The following is a 15,245-nucleotide window of genomic DNA, read 5'->3' as shown; positions in this document are numbered from 1 at the left end:
GGCATGGAACTCGTCGAATCGGGAGACGGAATCATTGTGCTGATCGATACCGACGGGCATCGCCATGCCGTCAGGACGGGGAGCGTCATCGGGCTCCATGAGACGGACGAGGGTACTATCATTACCCTTCACGGTGGGCGGGTGCTCCCGATTTCCGAAGAATTCGACGCCATGCTTTTAGCAATCGGCTGGCGGCGAAGGGGTGATCGCACACGATGAGCGCGTCGCCGCTGATGCCGACCACCGCCGTTCGGCTGACCACGGCGTGAATCGGGTCAGTCTTGTTGTGGAAACGCCAAAATCGGGTCAATCTTACTGTGGAAGCGAGGTCACCCCATCTCAGTTGAATGTAAATTTTACAACACGTTAGCTGGGTCAGTTATATTGTGGTCCGACATGAGCCGCCCTGCCCCCCTCTACGCCGCGCCGAACATCTCCTGCGTGTGGGTGTGCACCAGCACCTTGTCGACGCGCGGCGACACGTTGATCAGCCGCATGCGGCGGCCGGCGGCGGTGGCGCGCTCGCGCAGCACCAGCAGCATGCCGAGCCCGTTCGAGTCGAGGAAGTGCAGGTCGCCGAGGTCGAGCACCACCTCGCCCTCACCATGCGCGTCCACCGCGTCCAGCAAGGGGCGGAAGGTGCTGTAGCTGTTGTAGGTCAGCATGCCACTCAACGCGCACATCATGCGGTCCGCCTCGCGATCCACCCGAGCGGCGAACGGTGTGTTGGTGTGCATGCCCCCCTCCATCTCTTTTCCCGCTTCGCATCCTAGCGTCGGATTGTTGCAGCAATTTGTTCAGACTGTAATCTACTTTAGGTGCGACATTCTACCTCATTGTGCCCTGTCATAGGTCGCTACGCCGCAAGATGTAGTCCAATCCGCCAAGGCGGTACCAGCGGTAGCCGTACGCCTCCATCAGCACGCAGTAGCGCCCGTCGTCGTCCGGATCGGCGTGGTTTTCGGTCAACAGGTTGACCAAGCGGGGCGATTCGCCGGTGGGGCCGGGCTCGAAGACCGCCTCGCAGGGCTTGCCCTTGAGGTTGTGCAGCACCAGCACCGCGTTGTTGCGCCAGTCGTAGCGCAGCGCCAGTACGCCCGGATCGCCGGTGTCGATCACCGTGACGTCGCCCCAGCCGAACTCCGGGCACTCCTTGCGCATGCGGATGATGCGCTCCATCCAGTTAAGCAGCGCGTCGGGATCGCGGCGCTGCTGGGCGGCGTTGACCCGCTCGTAGCCGAACGGGCCGCCGCTGATCACCGGCAATTCCGGCGTGTCGGCCTTGGTGAAGCCGGCGTTCGGCTCGGTCGACCACTGCATGGGGGTGCGGGCGCAGTTGCGCTCGGGCAGCGACAGGTCGTCGCCCATGCCGATTTCATCGCCGTAACGCAGCACCGGCGTGCCGGGCAGCGTGAACATCAGGCTGTAGGCCAGCTCGATGCGCCGACGATCGCCGTCCAGCATGGGGGCAAGGCGGCGGCGGATGCCGCGGTCGTAGAGCTGCATGCCCTTGTCCGGCCCGAAGGCGGCGAACACCTGCCGGCGCTGCTGGTCGGTCAGGCGGCCGAGGTCCAGCTCGTCATGGTTGCGCAGGAACAGGCCCCACTGCGCCGTCGCCGGGCGCGGCTTGGTGGCGGCCAGCGCCTTGGCCAGCGGCCGGGCATCGGCGGCGGCCAGTGCGTAGAACAGCGTCTGGTTGACCTGGAAGTTGAACATCATGTGCATGCGGTCGCCGTCGTCGCCGAAGTAATGCATGTCGTCCTTCGGCAGCACGTTGGCCTCGGCCAGCAGCACGGCGTCGCCCTGACGCCATTGCACGAACTCGCGGAACATGCGCAGCATGTCGAACTGTTCAGTCGGCTTGGTTACTTCGGCGCCCTTGGTCGAGATGATGAACGGCACCGCGTCCATGCGGAATCCCGCCACCCCCAGCTGGATCCAGAACCCCATGATCTTCAGGATCTCCGCCTGCACCTCGGGGTTGGAGGTGTTGAGGTCGGGCTGGAAATCGTAGAAGCGGTGGAAATAATAGGCCTTGGCGAGCTTGTCGTAGGTCCAGGTGGTGGTCTGCACGCCGGGGAAGACCATGCCCTCGTCGGCGTTGGCCGGCTTCTTGTCCGACCACAGATACCAATCCCGGTAGTGCGAGTTGGGGTCGCGCCGCGCCTCCTGGAACCACGGGTGCTGGTCGGAGGTGTGGTTGACCACGAGGTCGATGATGACGCGGATGCCGCGCGACTTGGCGGCGTGCGTGAACTCGACGAAATCGCCCAGCGAACCGTAACGCCCGTCCACCCCGTAATGGTCACAGACGTCGTAGCCGTCGTCCTTGCGCGGCGAGGGCTGGAACGGCATCAGCCACACCGCGGTGACGCCCAGCCCTTGCAGATAGTCGAGCCGCCGCATCAACCCCTTGAAGTCGCCCACCCCGTCGCCGTCGGAGTCCATGAAGGTGCCCACCGACAGGCAGTAGACCACCGCGTTCTTGTACCAAAGGTCATTGATCATGCGCGCGCCCTCCCCCTCGCCGACCCTGCTGCAACAGGGCGGGACGGGCGAGGGTCCGCGCGGGCGTGCGGCTCGGCCGATTAGCATACCGGGGTCTTCGAATTGTCTAGTGAAGCAACCCAGGCGAATCGTCTATTATCCTTTGGGATTAATTCGGACAGTGATCGTCCTTTAGTTGCACGAGCGTGAAATGGCTTATTCGTTGAAGCTGCGCGGTCGGCTGACCGCCATGGCGTCGGTAGCCCTGGTGGGCATGATCATGATCGCCGTGGTGGCATTGACCAGCCTGCGCGCCGAGTTGATGAACGACCGCCAGATGAAGACCCGCGATCTGGTGGACGCCGCCTCCAGCCTGGCCCTGAAATACGCCGAGTTGGCGCGCACCGGCGCCATGCCGGCCGAGCAGGCCAAAAAGGCGGCGCTGGAGGCCATCGGCACGCTGCGCTACGAGGGCACCAATTATTTCTGGGTCAACGACCTGGACGGCGTGCTGCTGATGCACCCGACGCTGAAGGACCGCATCGGCACAAGCGTGCTGGATATCCGCGACCCCAGCGGCTACTCGATCTTCGATGGCTTCCTGGGCGTGGCGCGCGGCGCCGGCGCCGGCTTCGTGCCCTATTCCTGGCCCAAGGCCAAGGGAGAGGCGCCGTCGCCGAAGATCTCCTACGTCAAGCGCATCCCCGGCTGGGACTGGGTGGTCGGCACCGGCATCTACGTGGACGACGTGGACGCGGTGTTCCGCCAGAAGGTGGTCGAGCAGGTGTCGATCTTCGCCGTGGTGCTGCTGGCGGTGCTGCTGTCGGCGTGGTGGATGAGCCGCTCCATCGCCAGGCCCATCGCCGCCATGCGCGCCACTATGCTGACGCTGTCCGAGGGCCGCACCGACGTGGAGGTGCCGGCGCGGGAGCGTGGTGACGAGATCGGCGACATGGCGCGCACCGTCCAGGTGTTCAAGGAGAACGTGCTGCGCATCGAGCAGATGCGCACCGAGCAGGAGGAGCACGAGCGCCACGCCATCAACGAGCGCAAGCGCGCCATGCTCGCCATGGCCGACAGCATGGAACAGCGCGTCCACGGCATGATCCAGTCCATCGCCAAGGTGATCGAGCGTCTGCAAGCCTCGGCCGGCACCATGTCGTCGAACGCCCAGCAGACCAGCGCGCAGAGCACCGCCGTGGCGGCCGCCACCCAGGAGGCTTCGGCCAACGTGCAGACCGTGGCGGCGGCCACCGAGGAGCTGAACGCCGCCAGCCTGGAGATCGGCCGGCAGGTGGAGCGCGCCTCCTCCGTCGCCCAGCTGGCGTCCGAGCAGGCGGCGCGCACCGACGGCGTCGTGCAGGGCCTGTCCGACGCGGCCGGCAAGATCGGTCAGGTGGTGGATCTGATCCGCGACATCGCCGGCCAGACCAACCTGCTGGCGCTGAACGCCACCATCGAGGCGGCGCGCGCCGGTGAGGCCGGCAAGGGCTTCGCCGTGGTGGCGCACGAGGTGAAGGGCCTGTCGACGCAAACCGCGCGCTCGACCGACGAGATCGCGGCGCAGATCGCCGTGGTGCAGGCGGAGACAGATCAGGCCGTCGCCGCCATCCGCGAGATCGCCCGCACGGTGGGCGAGGTGCACCAGACCTCGTCCTCCATCGCCGCCGCCATCCAGGAGCAGCACGCGGCGCTGGGCGAGATCAGCCGCAACGTCCAGCAGGCGGCGCACGGCACCGACGAGATCAACCTGCATATCAACGACGTCTCACGCGCCGCCGACGGCACGCTGGGCGCCTCGCACGCGGTGGCCGAGGCGGCGGGCGAACTGGTCAAGCAGTCGGAGGCGCTGGAGCGCCATGTGGAGGACTTCCTGCACGAGATCAGGGAGTCGAACCGGGTGGCGGCGTAGGGGCATTGGAAGCCCCTCTCCCGCGGGAGAGGGGCTTCAGGCCAACGCGGGCGGCGCTCACACGATCACGGCGGACCGATGCGGAACGAATCCACCCAGGCGGTGTCGCTCAGGGCGGAGGGCGCCACGTAGACCAGCTCGCCGCGGTGTGGCGCCAGCGCCCGGCCAGCAAACAGCAAATGGGTCGGCGCCAGGGCGGCGTCGATGCGGCGGCGGTCGCCGTCGTTGTGGTATTCCAGGTAGATGACGGCGACGCGCGGAACGATGTCGAACAGCGCGCTGAGGATCGGCCACTCCGCGCCCTCCGTGTCCAGCTTCAGCACGTCGATGGTGGAAAGGCCGAGGCAGGAGACGAACGCGGCGGCCTCCCTGACCTGCACCTCGTGACCGGACGCCGAGGTTTCCGCGCTTTCGGTGAGGCTCGCGGTTCCGGCGTTGGCGGCACCGTCGTAGAGGGTCGCCTGCCCGTCGCGATCGCTCAACGCGACCCGATGGCGGACGAGGTTCGGAAGGTGCGCCGTGTTGCGTTCCAGCAGCCCGAAGTTTTCGGGATGTGGCTCCACCGCGTGAATGGCCGCACCCGGATACGCCTGAGAAAAGTACACGGACGTCGCGCCGACGTTGGCACCGGCATCGAGGATCACCGCAGGTGGCCGGAAAAGCCCCGGCACGACCGGGTAGGCCTGCCCGCTCAGGATGCCCTTGACGTGCTCCGCCATGGTGTCCGGGCAGAGGAAGCGGCGCCTCCCGCCAGCGTCGGTGTACTCGATTTCGATCATCGCACGCCCCTGAATCCGCGCGCCAGAATGGCGCCATCGGCCGGCGGCGCCAAGGGCTTTCGGATCTCCCCGGAAACCATGAGCACTGTGTGGCCCGGCTCACATCGGGCCGGGGCCGGCTTGGGTAGGGTCTGGTCATCGACAACGCGCCGGACGCACAGCGCCGGCCCCCTTGAAAAGGAAACCGACCCCATGATCCGCACCTCGCTGCTCGCCGGCTTCGCCACGCTCGCCCTGCTCGCCGCGCCGGCCATGGCGCAGAACGTCGCCGACGTCTCCAACACCGCCGCCGGCATCGGCAACTCGGCCAGCCAGGGCGCCGCCGTCTTCCAGCGTGGTGGCGGCGGGCCGAACGTCGCCGGCGTGTCGAACCTCGCCGCGGGCATCGGCAACTCGGCCAGCCAGAGCGCGCTGGTCATGCAGCGGAGCAGGGGCCAACTCTCCGGCGGCTCGACGGCCCTGGTCGGCAACACCGCGGCGGGCATCGGCAACACTGCGGTCCAGGGGGCGACCGTGAAGCAGCGCTCCAGCGGCCTGTTCGGCCCGGCAAACGCCGCCAACGTGCAGAACCTCGCCGCCGGCATCGGCAACTTCGCGGGTCAGGGCGCGCTGGTCCGCCAGCGCTGATCGCCCTTCACTTACAGCGCCGACGCGCTCCGGCCGGTTCTCCGGCCGGAGCGTTCCGCGTCAATCGGGAAACCCAGCCAGCGCCCGCACCGCGGCCGGCGTATGCCCCGCCTCGCGCAGGGACCGCAGCGTCTGCGCCCGGTCGCGCTTGGCGAGGCGTTCGCCGCGCTCGTTGGTCAGCAGGCCGTGGTGGTGCCACTCCGGCACGCCCAGGCCCAGCAGCGTCTGCAGCAGCCGGTGCAGATGGGTGGCGAAGAACAGATCCTCGCCGCGCGTCACCAGGGTGACGCCTTGCACGGCGTCGTCCACCGTGACGCTCAGGTGATAGCTGGTCGGCGTGTCCTTGCGGGCCAGCACCACGTCGCCGAGGATCTGCGGCGCCGCCGGCTGCCAGCCCTTGCCGCGGTCGAGCCAGCGCAGCGGCCCGGTGCGGCGCATCGCCGCAGCCACGTCGAGCCGCCACGCAAAGGCGTGCCCGGCCGCCATGCGGGCCTCGCGCTCGGACGCCGGCAGCGCCCGGCAGGTGCCGGGGTAGAGCGGGCCGTCCGGCCCGTGCGGGGCGTGGCCGGCGCGGGCGATTTCCGCGGCGATGTCTTTGCGGGTGCAGAAGCACGGATAGACGACGCCGAGGCCGCGCAGGCGATCAAGCGCCACGCGGTAGTCGTCGAGATGGTCGGATTGCCGACGCACCGGCGTTTCCCACGAGAGACCCAGCCACGCCAGGTCCTCCATCAGGTCCCGCTCGAATTCGGGACGGCAACGCTGCGGGTCGATGTCCTCGATGCGCAGGAGGAAGCGGCGGCCTCCCTCGGCACCGGGCGCTTGCCCGGAGGCGCGCCAGCCGAACAGCGCCGAATGGGCGTGGCCCAGGTGCAGGTGCCCGGTCGGGCTGGGAGCGAAGCGGGTGACGGTCGTCATGCCGCCTTTATAACCGATCCCGCACCCCCCTCACAAAGGGGGCGGCCCCCCTGTTCAGATGTACGGGTTGTCGCGGATCGGCTCGACCGGGATGTCGTCACCTTCCAGGTACAGGGCGAGCCGGCGGCGCAGTTCCTGGTCGAAGGCCTCGACGCGCTTCTGCCGCGCCTTCTCTTCACGTTCCAGGCGCTTCGCGGTGAGGTCGATGATCTGTGCAGTCATGGTGGCCCCCGTGGTCATTGCGGCAACTGTGCCCAACCATGGTTAACGAGGGGTAAGCGGCCGGCTGTCCTCACCCCTTATTGATGGCGAAGACCGGATTTGTCACATCTGGTCTTCCCCTGGGCACTCCCTTTTCTCTGGCCGGCGCAGGGCACCGAGGGGGTGGCAAAAGCGTTACGCTCCCATGAAGATTGTGCGGTGCGGCGGCGGTCCGTGACACGAGATGTTGAGATTGCCAGCGTTATCGCTTATGTATCTGGTGCGCTCGGGGTCAGAGGCCGTGCGAGACGGAATGAGACTAGGGAGTGGCCATTGGCTCCACCACCCGATCACTGTCCGGCTCTGGTGCTGAACGCGGATTTTCGCCCGCTCAGCTACTTCCCCCTGTCGCTCTGGTCGTGGCAGGAGACGGTGAAGGCGGTCTTCCTCGACCGCGTCAACGTCATTTCCCAGTATGACCGGGTCGTCCACTCCCCCAGTTTCGAGATTCGCTTGCCCAGCGTCATCTCGCTGAAGGAGTACATCCCCGCGACCCGGCGGCCGGCGTTCACCCGATTCAACGTGTTCCTGCGCGACCGCTTCAGCTGCCAGTACTGCGGCAAGCCGTTCCCGACCCAGGAGCTGACCTTCGACCACGTGATCCCGCGCTCGCGCGGTGGCCGCACGACATGGGAGAACGTCGTCACCTCGTGCTCGGCGTGCAATCTGGTCAAGGGCAACCGGCTGCCGCACCATTGCGGCATGATCCCGCTCTGCCCGCCCTTCCAGCCAACCGCCTACGAGCTGCAAGAGCACGGCCGGGCCTTCCCGCCGAACTTCCTGCACGAGAGCTGGCGCGACTTCCTGTACTGGGACACCGAACTGGACCCGGCGTAGGACAGATTCAGATCCGCTCGGCGACCCAAATGGCCGTGCGGGTGGCGAGCTTGATGGCCCCGGACAGCACCGGGTACCCCGGCGCATGCTCCGCGCCGTTGGCGAGACCGATGTCGCGGTGGTCCAGTTCCTCGGCCTGGAACTTGAGGATCTTCTCCTCCAGGTCCGCGTCCTCCGGTCCGAGGTGGTCGAGCTGGGCGGCGTAGTGCCCGTCGATGACCTCTTCCACCGCCACCGTGCAGGCCATGGCTGCCTTCTCGCCGAGCACGGCGGTCACCGCGCCCAGCAGAAAGCCGCCGACGTGCCACAGCGGCTGCAACGCCGTCGGACGGACGCGCCGTGCCGCCAGTTGCTCCTCGAAATAGCGCAGGTGCTCGCTCTCCTGCGCCGCCATGTGGCGCAACGTGCGGCCGTGCCGGCCGTCGCCCATGACGGCGATCTGGCCCTCGTAGATGCGCTTGGCGCCGTACTCGCCGGCGTGATCGACCCGGCAGATGCGGGCGATGCGCTCGCGCGGGCGGGGGTCGCCGGGCAGCGCGCCACGCACCGGCGGGCGGGCGGCGGCGCTCACGCCGGGATTCCGTTGCTGCGGTCGGCGTGCAGGTAGGCGGTGCGCGCCGAGGCGAAGGCGAAGACGGACAGCACCAGCGAGACGGCCACGTTGTAGCCGGCCATGGTGATGCCGAACAGCGACCACTGGATGTCGTCGCAGCGCACCACCGGCGCGCTCATGATCTGGGCGCGCATTTCCTCCAGCGTCATCGCCGCGCCGGTGACGCTGCACCCCGAGGCCCACCAATGCTGCTCGACGCCCACGTGGTAGGAAGCGATGCCGACGTTGGCGAGCAGCGCGAAGCCGCTGGCCACCAGCATGGCGTCGCCGACCCCGCGCCAGCGCGGGAAGGCCAGCGTGGTGATGGAGAAGGCGAGCACGGCGGCGTACGGCCAGCGCTGCCAGATGCACAGGACGCACGGCTGATAGCCGAACCCGTACTGGAAGACGAACGCGGCGCCGAGCACCCCGGCGGCGGCGAGCGCCAGAAGGAGGGCTGGCAGGCGGGGATCGATGAGTGTGAGGCGATGTGGCATGGCGCCTTCGGATATAGCGCGATGCGGCGCGTTGCGCCAGTTGTCGCGATGCGGAGCCGGCGCTTCCTTTGCGATTGACCCGCGCGGACGGGGCTGTATGATCGCGCCACCATTGATCCCGTGCCCCAGTGGCGAAATGGTAGACGCGGCAGACTCAAAATCTGTTGGCCGAGAGGTCGTGTTGGTTCGAGTCCGACCTGGGGCACCATTCCTTCTCCATCGCTGAGCCGTCCCCTTCGGGGGCAACCGAGCTGCGGGAGACACATACTTGGCCAATTTCCTTGAAGGGCTTGCGGCGCAAACCTTTGCTCGCGCACTGGCGCTGCATAAGGCCGGCGAGCCAGAAAAGGCAGAGGTCATCTACCGCATGGTCCTGGAGATCGACCCGGAGCATGAGGAGGCCACCGAGGCGCTGTTGATCGCGCGGATGCAGCGCGGCGAACTGGCGGCCATCGTGGAGTACCGGACATTCGTCTCGGAAAATCCCCGCAGGGATGCGGCCTTGTATCTGATGCTCGGCACCTTCGAGATGATCCTGGGACAGGTGGGGCTGGCGCGCCTGAGTTTCCGCCGCGCCATCGTGCTGGCGCCGGAATCGGCAGAGGCGTGGATGCGCGAGGGGCGGGCCGCCATGCTGGACGGCATGCTGCGGGCCGAAGCGGTGCGCTGCCTGCTGCGGGCGGCACACCTGACGCCGGACGACGCCAGCGTCCTGCGCGATCTCGGCGATATCCAACTGAAGACCGGGCTCGTGGAGCCTGCGCTGAAACATTTCGGGCAGGCGCTGGCGGTCGGGAACACCGCGGAAACCCGTGCGTCCATCGGCCGCTCCCTGCTCGCCTTCGGTGATGCGGCCAGCGCGCTGATGCACTTCGACGAAGCCGTCCGCCTCGACCCGGACCAGCGCGACAGCCTGCTGGGTGGCGCCCAGGCGCTGCTGGCGATGGGACGGCGGGACGAGGCTGCCGCCCGGCTGAACAGTCTGGTGGGCCGCTTCGCCGGCCGCGCCGCCGACCTGACGGAGATCAGCAGCCACCTCCTGGACGCCGGGCACCCCGAGGACGCGCTGCGCGCTTACCGCGCCGGCATGGCGGACAATCCCAAGCGCTCGCCCAACGCGGAGCCGGCGGTCCTGCGCCGCCGCCCCGCAGCCGAGCTGTGCGCCGAGCGGTCGTGGCCCTACCACCGGGTGCAGGCCGCCCACCGCGCCCATCTCATCGACGACATCGGCCAGCACCACAACGTCACATTCCCGGAGATCTTCCTCGCCCGCGTCGACGACGCGCGGATCTCCACCTCCACCTGGGCGGTGGCCTGCGGCGACACGCTGCTGCTCGACGGCCTGCTGCACTACGATCCCGACCGCCTGATCCGGCATCCCGAGTTCCCGTGCAACAGCCCCACCGGAAAAATCCTCGCGGACCTGGAACCGCCGAGCGCCACCGTCGAGCCGGAAGCGATTCTGATCGGCGGCGTCGCCAACTGGGCGCATCTGGTGCAGGAGTGGCTGTCGCGCCTGACCGTGCTGGAGCGCTTCCCCGAACTCGACCGGCTGCCGCTGCTGGTGTCGCCGCACATGATGCGGTCCGTGCGCGAGCTGATGGGCCTGCTCGGCGTAGACCCGTCGCGCATCGTCACGCTGCCCGACGTGCCGGTCGTGCGGGCTGAGCGCCTGTGGATTCCCTCGCTGACACACCGGCACAAATACGCCTCGCCGCTGCACATCGACTTCCTGCGGCGCAAGCTGGCGCCCCTCATCGAAGAGGGCATGCGCCGGCCGCGCCGACGGCTCTACCTGTCGCGGCGCACCGCCACCTACCGCGCCATCGTCAATGAACGCGAGGTGCTGGACGCCCTGGCGCCGCTGGGTGTGGAAGAGGTGGTGCCGGAGGACTACTCCATGGCGGAACAGGTGGCCCTGTTCGCCTCGGCCGAGCTGATCGTCGGGCCGCTGGGCGGCGGCAGTGCGGCCATTCTGTTCGCGCCGCCGGGGGCCGCGTTCGTCGAACTGACGCACGCACAGCTCGCCATACCGCAGTACGGGATGCTGACCGCCACGCTTCATCAACGCTATCGCCGCGTGATCGGCCGCACGCTGGAAAACCGCGGCACGATCACCTTCGATTTCGACTTCAGCGTCCCGCCCGGCGCGGTGGCGGCAGCCTGCCGGGAGATGCTGGACGGCGCCGGGTAACCCGGACGGCCATCACGCCGCGTCGATGGTCGGCAGCGCGCGCGTCAGGGTCGCGACCTGCCGCTCGATGCTCTGCTGGTCGCCCTCGAAGCGCACGCTCCAGTGGTCGCCATTGGTGGAGACGACGTAGAAATCGACCGCCGCCCCATCGCCGAGCCACAGCCGGCCGCTCCGCGGCGGCGATGCCCCATTCATCCCGAGGACGGAGGCGCCGCCCTTGGAGAGATTCTCGACCAGCACCTCCTGCGCGGAACCGTCGGCCTCCATCCGGCAGCGCCGGTCGAAGCGGAAGCGCGGCTCGCGCCGGCGGTCCACGTCCGAGGTGGCGGTGCGCACGATGCGGACCAGCACGCGGCGCAGTTCGTCGATGCCCTCGGCCACCAGCGCGGTCCCGGCGTACACGTCGGAGGCCCGTCCCTCGGTGGTGTTGGCCTCGCGCGACACCTCGGCGATGCGCGTCGACACCTCATGGGCGGCGTGCGCCGTCTCGGCGATGGTGCGGGCGATCTCCTGGGTCGCCGCGGCCTGCTCCTCCATGGCGGCGGCGACGCCGTCGCTGATCTGGTCCATGTTGCGGATGGCGCTGCCGATCGCCTCCACCGCGCCGATGGCCGCCGCGGTGCCGGCCTGCACGCGGGCGATCTGGCCGGTGATGTCCTCGGTGGCCTGGGCGGTCTGGTTGGCGAGGTTCTTCACCTCCCCGGCGACCACGGCGAAGCCCTTGCCGGCCTCGCCGGCCCGCGCCGCCTCGATGGTGGCGTTGAGCGCCAGCAGGTTGGTCTGCGAGGCGATGGAGTTGATCAGCGTCGCCGCCGCGCCGATCTCGCCGACCGCCTGATTCAGCTGCTGGATCGCCGCCTGGGTGTGCCGTTCCTGCTCCACCGCCGTGCGGCTGACCACGGTGGCCTGGGCGATCTGGGTGGAGATCTCGCCGATGGAGGCGGTCAGCTGCTCGGTGGCGCTGGCCACCGTCTGGGCGTTGGCGAGCGCCTGCTGGGCAGCGCTGGCCACCGACTGGGCGTTGCCGTTCACCAGCACAGCGGACTCCGCCATCGACCCGGCGCTCACGTTCATCTCCCGCGAGCGTTCGGCGATGCGGTCCACCGCCGTGCGGGTCTCGCGCTCCACTGTTTCGGCCATGGTTTCCAGCGCCTTGCGGCGGGCCTCCTCGGCCTGCTCGCGGTCGCGTTCCTGCTGGGCGCGCAGCTGGTCGTTCTCGATGCTGTTGCGCCGGAACACCTCCACCGCGCGCGCCATCTCGCCGATTTCGTCGCGCCGCTCCACCGCCGGGATCTCCGACGTGTTGTCGCCGTCCGCCAGGGCGCGCATCACCGCGGTCAGGCGGGAAACCGGCGTCGCGATCAGGCGGTACAGCGCGCCGTTCAGCAGGCTGACCATCGCGGTGACGAAGAGGGCGGCGGCAATGGTCTGCCAGAAGGCGGTGTTCACCGAGGCGACGGTCTGCGCCGCCAGCTCGGCCGACAGGCTCTGCGCCGCCGTGGCGATGCTGCTCAGGTTCTCCTGCATCTTGAGGCGCGCCGGGCGGGCCTCGGCGAACCAGATGCGGTCGTTCTCCCGGCGCGCGGCGATGACGGAGGTGACCGCCGCGTCCAGCGCCGCGTGGGCGCCGACGACGTCCTTCAGGTTGGGGAACTTGCCGGCGAGCTGCTCCAGTTCGGCAATCGGGCCGCGCAGCACGGTGCGGCGCGCCGTCACCGCCTCCAGGTCGGCCGGCGTGCCGCTCATCAGGTAAGCGGTGAATGCCTCGACCGTGCCGCGCAACTCACGATCGTAGGCGCGGATGGCGCTGCCCACGGAGCTGTCGGCTTCGGTGACGCGGACCACCTCGGCCACCGCGGCGTCGGCCGCCTTGCGGGCCGGCGCATAGCCCTTGGACAGCGTGTCCAGGTAACGCTGGCGCGCCGCCACGCCTTCGACGGTCAGGCCGTCGTAGCGGTGCATCACCTCGCGCGCCTGACGCAGCGCCTCCTTGCGCTCGGCCTTGACCGCCACCTCAATCATGCGGTCTATCAGCTCCAGGCTCTGGACCCGTTCCTTGCGGCTGGCCTCGGCGAAGCGCTGAACCTCCTCCTGGCTGCCGCTGGTCGCGACGGCGAGGTTGGCGTAGGCCACCGCGGTGAACCGCGCCTGGATTTCCTGGGTGGAGGCTGCCACCGTGGCCGCACGTTGCGACAGCGCGGTTTCGGTCTTCACCCGCTCGAAGGCGTCGTACCCGCCATAGGTCATCGCGGCGACCATCGCCACGACCGTGGCGCCGCTGCCGGCCAGCTTCGCCGCGATACGCACGTTCCGGAGTGCACTCAGCATCTTTGAATCAGCCCATTGCTCCGTTCGTCGCACCTCGGGGCGCAGCGAACTGTTTCCCCCCGCGGAATGTCGCCATTACCGCTAATATTTTCACAATTTTTATACATTCATTGCGGGGATGTCACGGAGCGCCGGTGCGACAAATTGAACGTGTACGGGCTCCGTCACGCCGGGATGGCAGGCACGGCGTCGCACCCCGGCTCCGCAGGCCGTCCTCACCGCGTCGCGATCGCCTTACGGGCGGCCCTGCGGGAACACCCGGTTGACGTGCCCCATCTTGCGGCCGGGCCGCGCCTCGGCCTTGCCGTAGAGGTGCAGGTGGGCGTTGCGCTCGGCGAGGATCTGCGGCCAGCGCAGCACGTCGTCGCCGATCAGGTTCTCCATCTCCGCCTCGAAGCGCAGCTCCGTGCCGCCCAGCGGCAGACCGCAGACGGCGCGCACCAGCTGCTCGAACTGGCTGGTGGCGCAGGCGTCCATGGTCCAGTGGCCGGAGTTGTGCGGGCGCGGCGCCATCTCGTTGACCAGCACATGGCCGTCGCGCGCCACGAACATCTCCACCGCCAGCAGGCCGACGACGCCTAGCGCGTCGGCCAGCGTGGTGGCGACGCGGCCGGCTTCGGCCGCCGTCTCCGGCGACACGCGGGCGGGGGCCAGCGTGCGGTCGAGGATGCCGCTCTTGTGGCGGTTCTCCACCACCGGGTAGGCGGCGGTGTCGCCGTCGGCCGAACGGGCGACGATCACCGACACCTCGCAGACGAAGTCCACGAAGCCTTCGACGATGCCGGCGTCTGACCCAATGGCGGCCCACGCCTCGGCCGGATCGGTGCCGGGGCCGATCACCGCCTGCCCCTTGCCGTCATAGCCCAGGCGGGTGGACTTCAGGATGCAGCGCGGGCCGATCTCGGCCACGGCCTGCGCCACGTCCCCGGCGGACGATGCCGCGCGCCAGGGGGCCGTGGCGATCCCTAAGCGGTTGGCGAACGACTTCTCGGCGATGCGGTCCTGCGCCACCGCCAGCACCCCGGAGCCGGGGTGCACGGGGACCAGGGTGTTGAGGAACTCCACCGTGTCGACGGGGACGTTCTCCCACTCCAGCGTCACGACGTCGACGGCCTTGGCAAAGGCGGCGAGTGCCGCGCGGTCGTGCCAGTCGGCGACGGTCATGGCGTCGGCGACCTGACCGCACGGGCTGCCGGCGGCGTCGGGGGCGAAGACGTGGGTGCGGTAGCCGAGGTTGGCAGCGGCCAGCGCCGTCATCCGGCCGAGCTGACCGGCACCCAGCATGCCGATGGTGGAACCGGGAGCGAGCATGGCGGTCAAGCCGGTTCGTCGACGGGGGCCTCGGCGACCGCCGCGGTCTGGCAAGCGCGCCAGCCGTCCAGCGCCTCGGCGACGCCCTTGTCCATCAGCGCGATCACCGAAGCGGCCAGGAGGGCCGCGTTGATGGCGCCGGCCTTGCCGATCGCCAGCGTGCCGACCGGCACGCCGCCGGGCATCTGCACGATGGACAGCAGGCTGTCCATGCCCTTCAGCGCGTGGCTCTCGACCGGCACGCCTAGAACGGGCAAGGGCGTCATGGAAGCGGCCATGCCCGGCAGGTGGGCGGCGCCGCCGGCCCCGGCGATGACGACCTTGAGGCCGCGGTCACGGGCGGTGGTGGCGTATTCGACGAGGCGCTGCGGGGTGCGGTGGGCGGAAACGATGCGCACCTCGTGCGGCACGCCCAGCGCCTTCAGCGTGTCGGCGGCGTGCTTCATGGTCGTCCAGTCGGACTGGCTGCCCATGATGATGCCGACCAGCGGCGCGGAGGAGG

The 15,245-nt window shown here is 68.9% G+C and carries 15 protein-coding genes and 1 tRNA gene; 6 read left to right on the top strand and 10 right to left on the bottom strand.

Annotation, left to right across the window (positions count from 1 at the left end; genetic code table 11):
• Window positions 1-3 precede the first annotated feature (3 nt).
• The gene (locus ACSVDD_RS08010; RefSeq protein WP_448188804.1) at window positions 4-219 is read left to right on the top strand and encodes a hypothetical protein; all 216 of its coding nucleotides are present in this window, start codon (window positions 4-6) and stop codon (window positions 217-219) included.
• Window positions 220-416: 197 nt separating this feature from the next.
• Here ACSVDD_RS08010 and ACSVDD_RS08005 read toward each other — a convergent pair whose 3' ends face one another.
• Window positions 417-737 (bottom strand): STAS domain-containing protein, encoded by a 321-nt coding sequence (locus tag ACSVDD_RS08005; RefSeq protein WP_448188803.1) that lies wholly within the window; start codon window positions 735-737, stop codon window positions 417-419.
• A 109-nt stretch (window positions 738-846) separates the two neighbouring features.
• Window positions 847-2,508: an alpha-amylase family protein gene (locus tag ACSVDD_RS08000; protein WP_448188802.1), complete on the bottom strand. Its 1,662-nt coding sequence runs from the start codon at window positions 2,506-2,508 to the stop codon at window positions 847-849.
• Window positions 2,509-2,698: 190 nt separating this feature from the next.
• On the opposite strand from ACSVDD_RS08000, the gene ACSVDD_RS07995 reads away from it, so the two are divergent.
• Window positions 2,699-4,399: a methyl-accepting chemotaxis protein gene (locus ACSVDD_RS07995; RefSeq protein ID WP_448188801.1), complete on the top strand. Its 1,701-nt coding sequence runs from the start codon at window positions 2,699-2,701 to the stop codon at window positions 4,397-4,399.
• A gap of 65 nt (window positions 4,400-4,464) precedes the next feature.
• On the opposite strand, the gene ACSVDD_RS07990 is transcribed toward ACSVDD_RS07995, so the two are convergent.
• Window positions 4,465-5,178, bottom strand: coding sequence for an FkbM family methyltransferase (locus tag ACSVDD_RS07990; RefSeq protein ID WP_448188800.1), 714 nt, complete (start codon window positions 5,176-5,178; stop codon window positions 4,465-4,467).
• A 192-nt stretch (window positions 5,179-5,370) separates the two neighbouring features.
• Between ACSVDD_RS07990 and ACSVDD_RS07985 the strand changes: the two genes are divergently transcribed.
• Window positions 5,371-5,805, top strand: coding sequence for a hypothetical protein (locus ACSVDD_RS07985; RefSeq protein WP_448188799.1), 435 nt, complete (start codon window positions 5,371-5,373; stop codon window positions 5,803-5,805).
• Between the two features lie 60 nt (window positions 5,806-5,865).
• Here ACSVDD_RS07985 and gluQRS read toward each other — a convergent pair whose 3' ends face one another.
• Together gluQRS and ACSVDD_RS07975 are read right to left on the bottom strand one after the other, a co-directional pair.
• On the bottom strand, window positions 5,866-6,723 hold the full coding sequence (gene gluQRS / locus ACSVDD_RS07980; protein ID WP_448188798.1) for a tRNA glutamyl-Q(34) synthetase GluQRS: 858 nt from the start codon (window positions 6,721-6,723) through the stop codon (window positions 5,866-5,868).
• A 54-nt stretch (window positions 6,724-6,777) separates the two neighbouring features.
• A complete protein-coding gene (locus tag ACSVDD_RS07975; RefSeq protein ID WP_448188797.1) occupies window positions 6,778-6,945 on the bottom strand; it encodes a hypothetical protein in 168 nt (55 codons plus the stop codon).
• A 312-nt stretch (window positions 6,946-7,257) separates the two neighbouring features.
• On the opposite strand from ACSVDD_RS07975, the gene ACSVDD_RS07970 reads away from it, so the two are divergent.
• Window positions 7,258-7,821 carry an HNH endonuclease gene (locus tag ACSVDD_RS07970; protein ID WP_448188796.1) on the top strand — a complete coding sequence of 188 codons (564 nt, stop codon included), beginning with the start codon at window positions 7,258-7,260 and terminating at the stop codon, window positions 7,819-7,821.
• A gap of 7 nt (window positions 7,822-7,828) precedes the next feature.
• Here ACSVDD_RS07970 and ACSVDD_RS07965 read toward each other — a convergent pair whose 3' ends face one another.
• A complete protein-coding gene (locus ACSVDD_RS07965) occupies window positions 7,829-8,392 on the bottom strand; it encodes a demethoxyubiquinone hydroxylase family protein (protein ID WP_448188795.1) in 564 nt (187 codons plus the stop codon).
• Window positions 8,389-8,910 carry a disulfide bond formation protein B gene (locus tag ACSVDD_RS07960; RefSeq protein ID WP_448188794.1) on the bottom strand — a complete coding sequence of 174 codons (522 nt, stop codon included), beginning with the start codon at window positions 8,908-8,910 and terminating at the stop codon, window positions 8,389-8,391. Before ACSVDD_RS07960 ends, ACSVDD_RS07965 begins: the two co-directional genes overlap by 4 nt.
• Window positions 8,911-9,032: 122 nt before the next feature.
• Between ACSVDD_RS07960 and ACSVDD_RS07955 the strand changes: the two genes are divergently transcribed.
• Window positions 9,033-9,118: transfer RNA gene (locus ACSVDD_RS07955), tRNA-Leu, on the top strand.
• 60 nt (window positions 9,119-9,178) lie between these two features.
• Window positions 9,179-11,104 carry a glycosyltransferase 61 family protein gene (locus tag ACSVDD_RS07950; RefSeq protein WP_448188793.1) on the top strand — a complete coding sequence of 642 codons (1,926 nt, stop codon included), beginning with the start codon at window positions 9,179-9,181 and terminating at the stop codon, window positions 11,102-11,104.
• A gap of 12 nt (window positions 11,105-11,116) precedes the next feature.
• Here the strand turns inward: ACSVDD_RS07950 and ACSVDD_RS07945 are convergent, their stop codons facing one another.
• From ACSVDD_RS07945 to purE, 3 genes are all read right to left on the bottom strand, one after another.
• Window positions 11,117-13,432, bottom strand: a complete 2,316-nt coding sequence (locus ACSVDD_RS07945; RefSeq protein WP_448188792.1) for a methyl-accepting chemotaxis protein — start codon at window positions 13,430-13,432, stop codon at window positions 11,117-11,119.
• A gap of 234 nt (window positions 13,433-13,666) precedes the next feature.
• Window positions 13,667-14,743, bottom strand: a complete 1,077-nt coding sequence (locus ACSVDD_RS07940; protein ID WP_448188791.1) for a 5-(carboxyamino)imidazole ribonucleotide synthase — start codon at window positions 14,741-14,743, stop codon at window positions 13,667-13,669.
• A gap of 5 nt (window positions 14,744-14,748) precedes the next feature.
• Complete coding sequence (gene purE / locus ACSVDD_RS07935) at window positions 14,749-15,216, bottom strand: 5-(carboxyamino)imidazole ribonucleotide mutase (RefSeq protein ID WP_448189150.1); 468 nt, start codon at window positions 15,214-15,216, stop codon at window positions 14,749-14,751.
• Window positions 15,217-15,245: the final 29 nt, after the last annotated feature.

It is taken from the genome of Azospirillum terrae (assembly GCF_053470425.1).
This window is presented reverse-complemented; position numbering and strand designations above follow the sequence as displayed.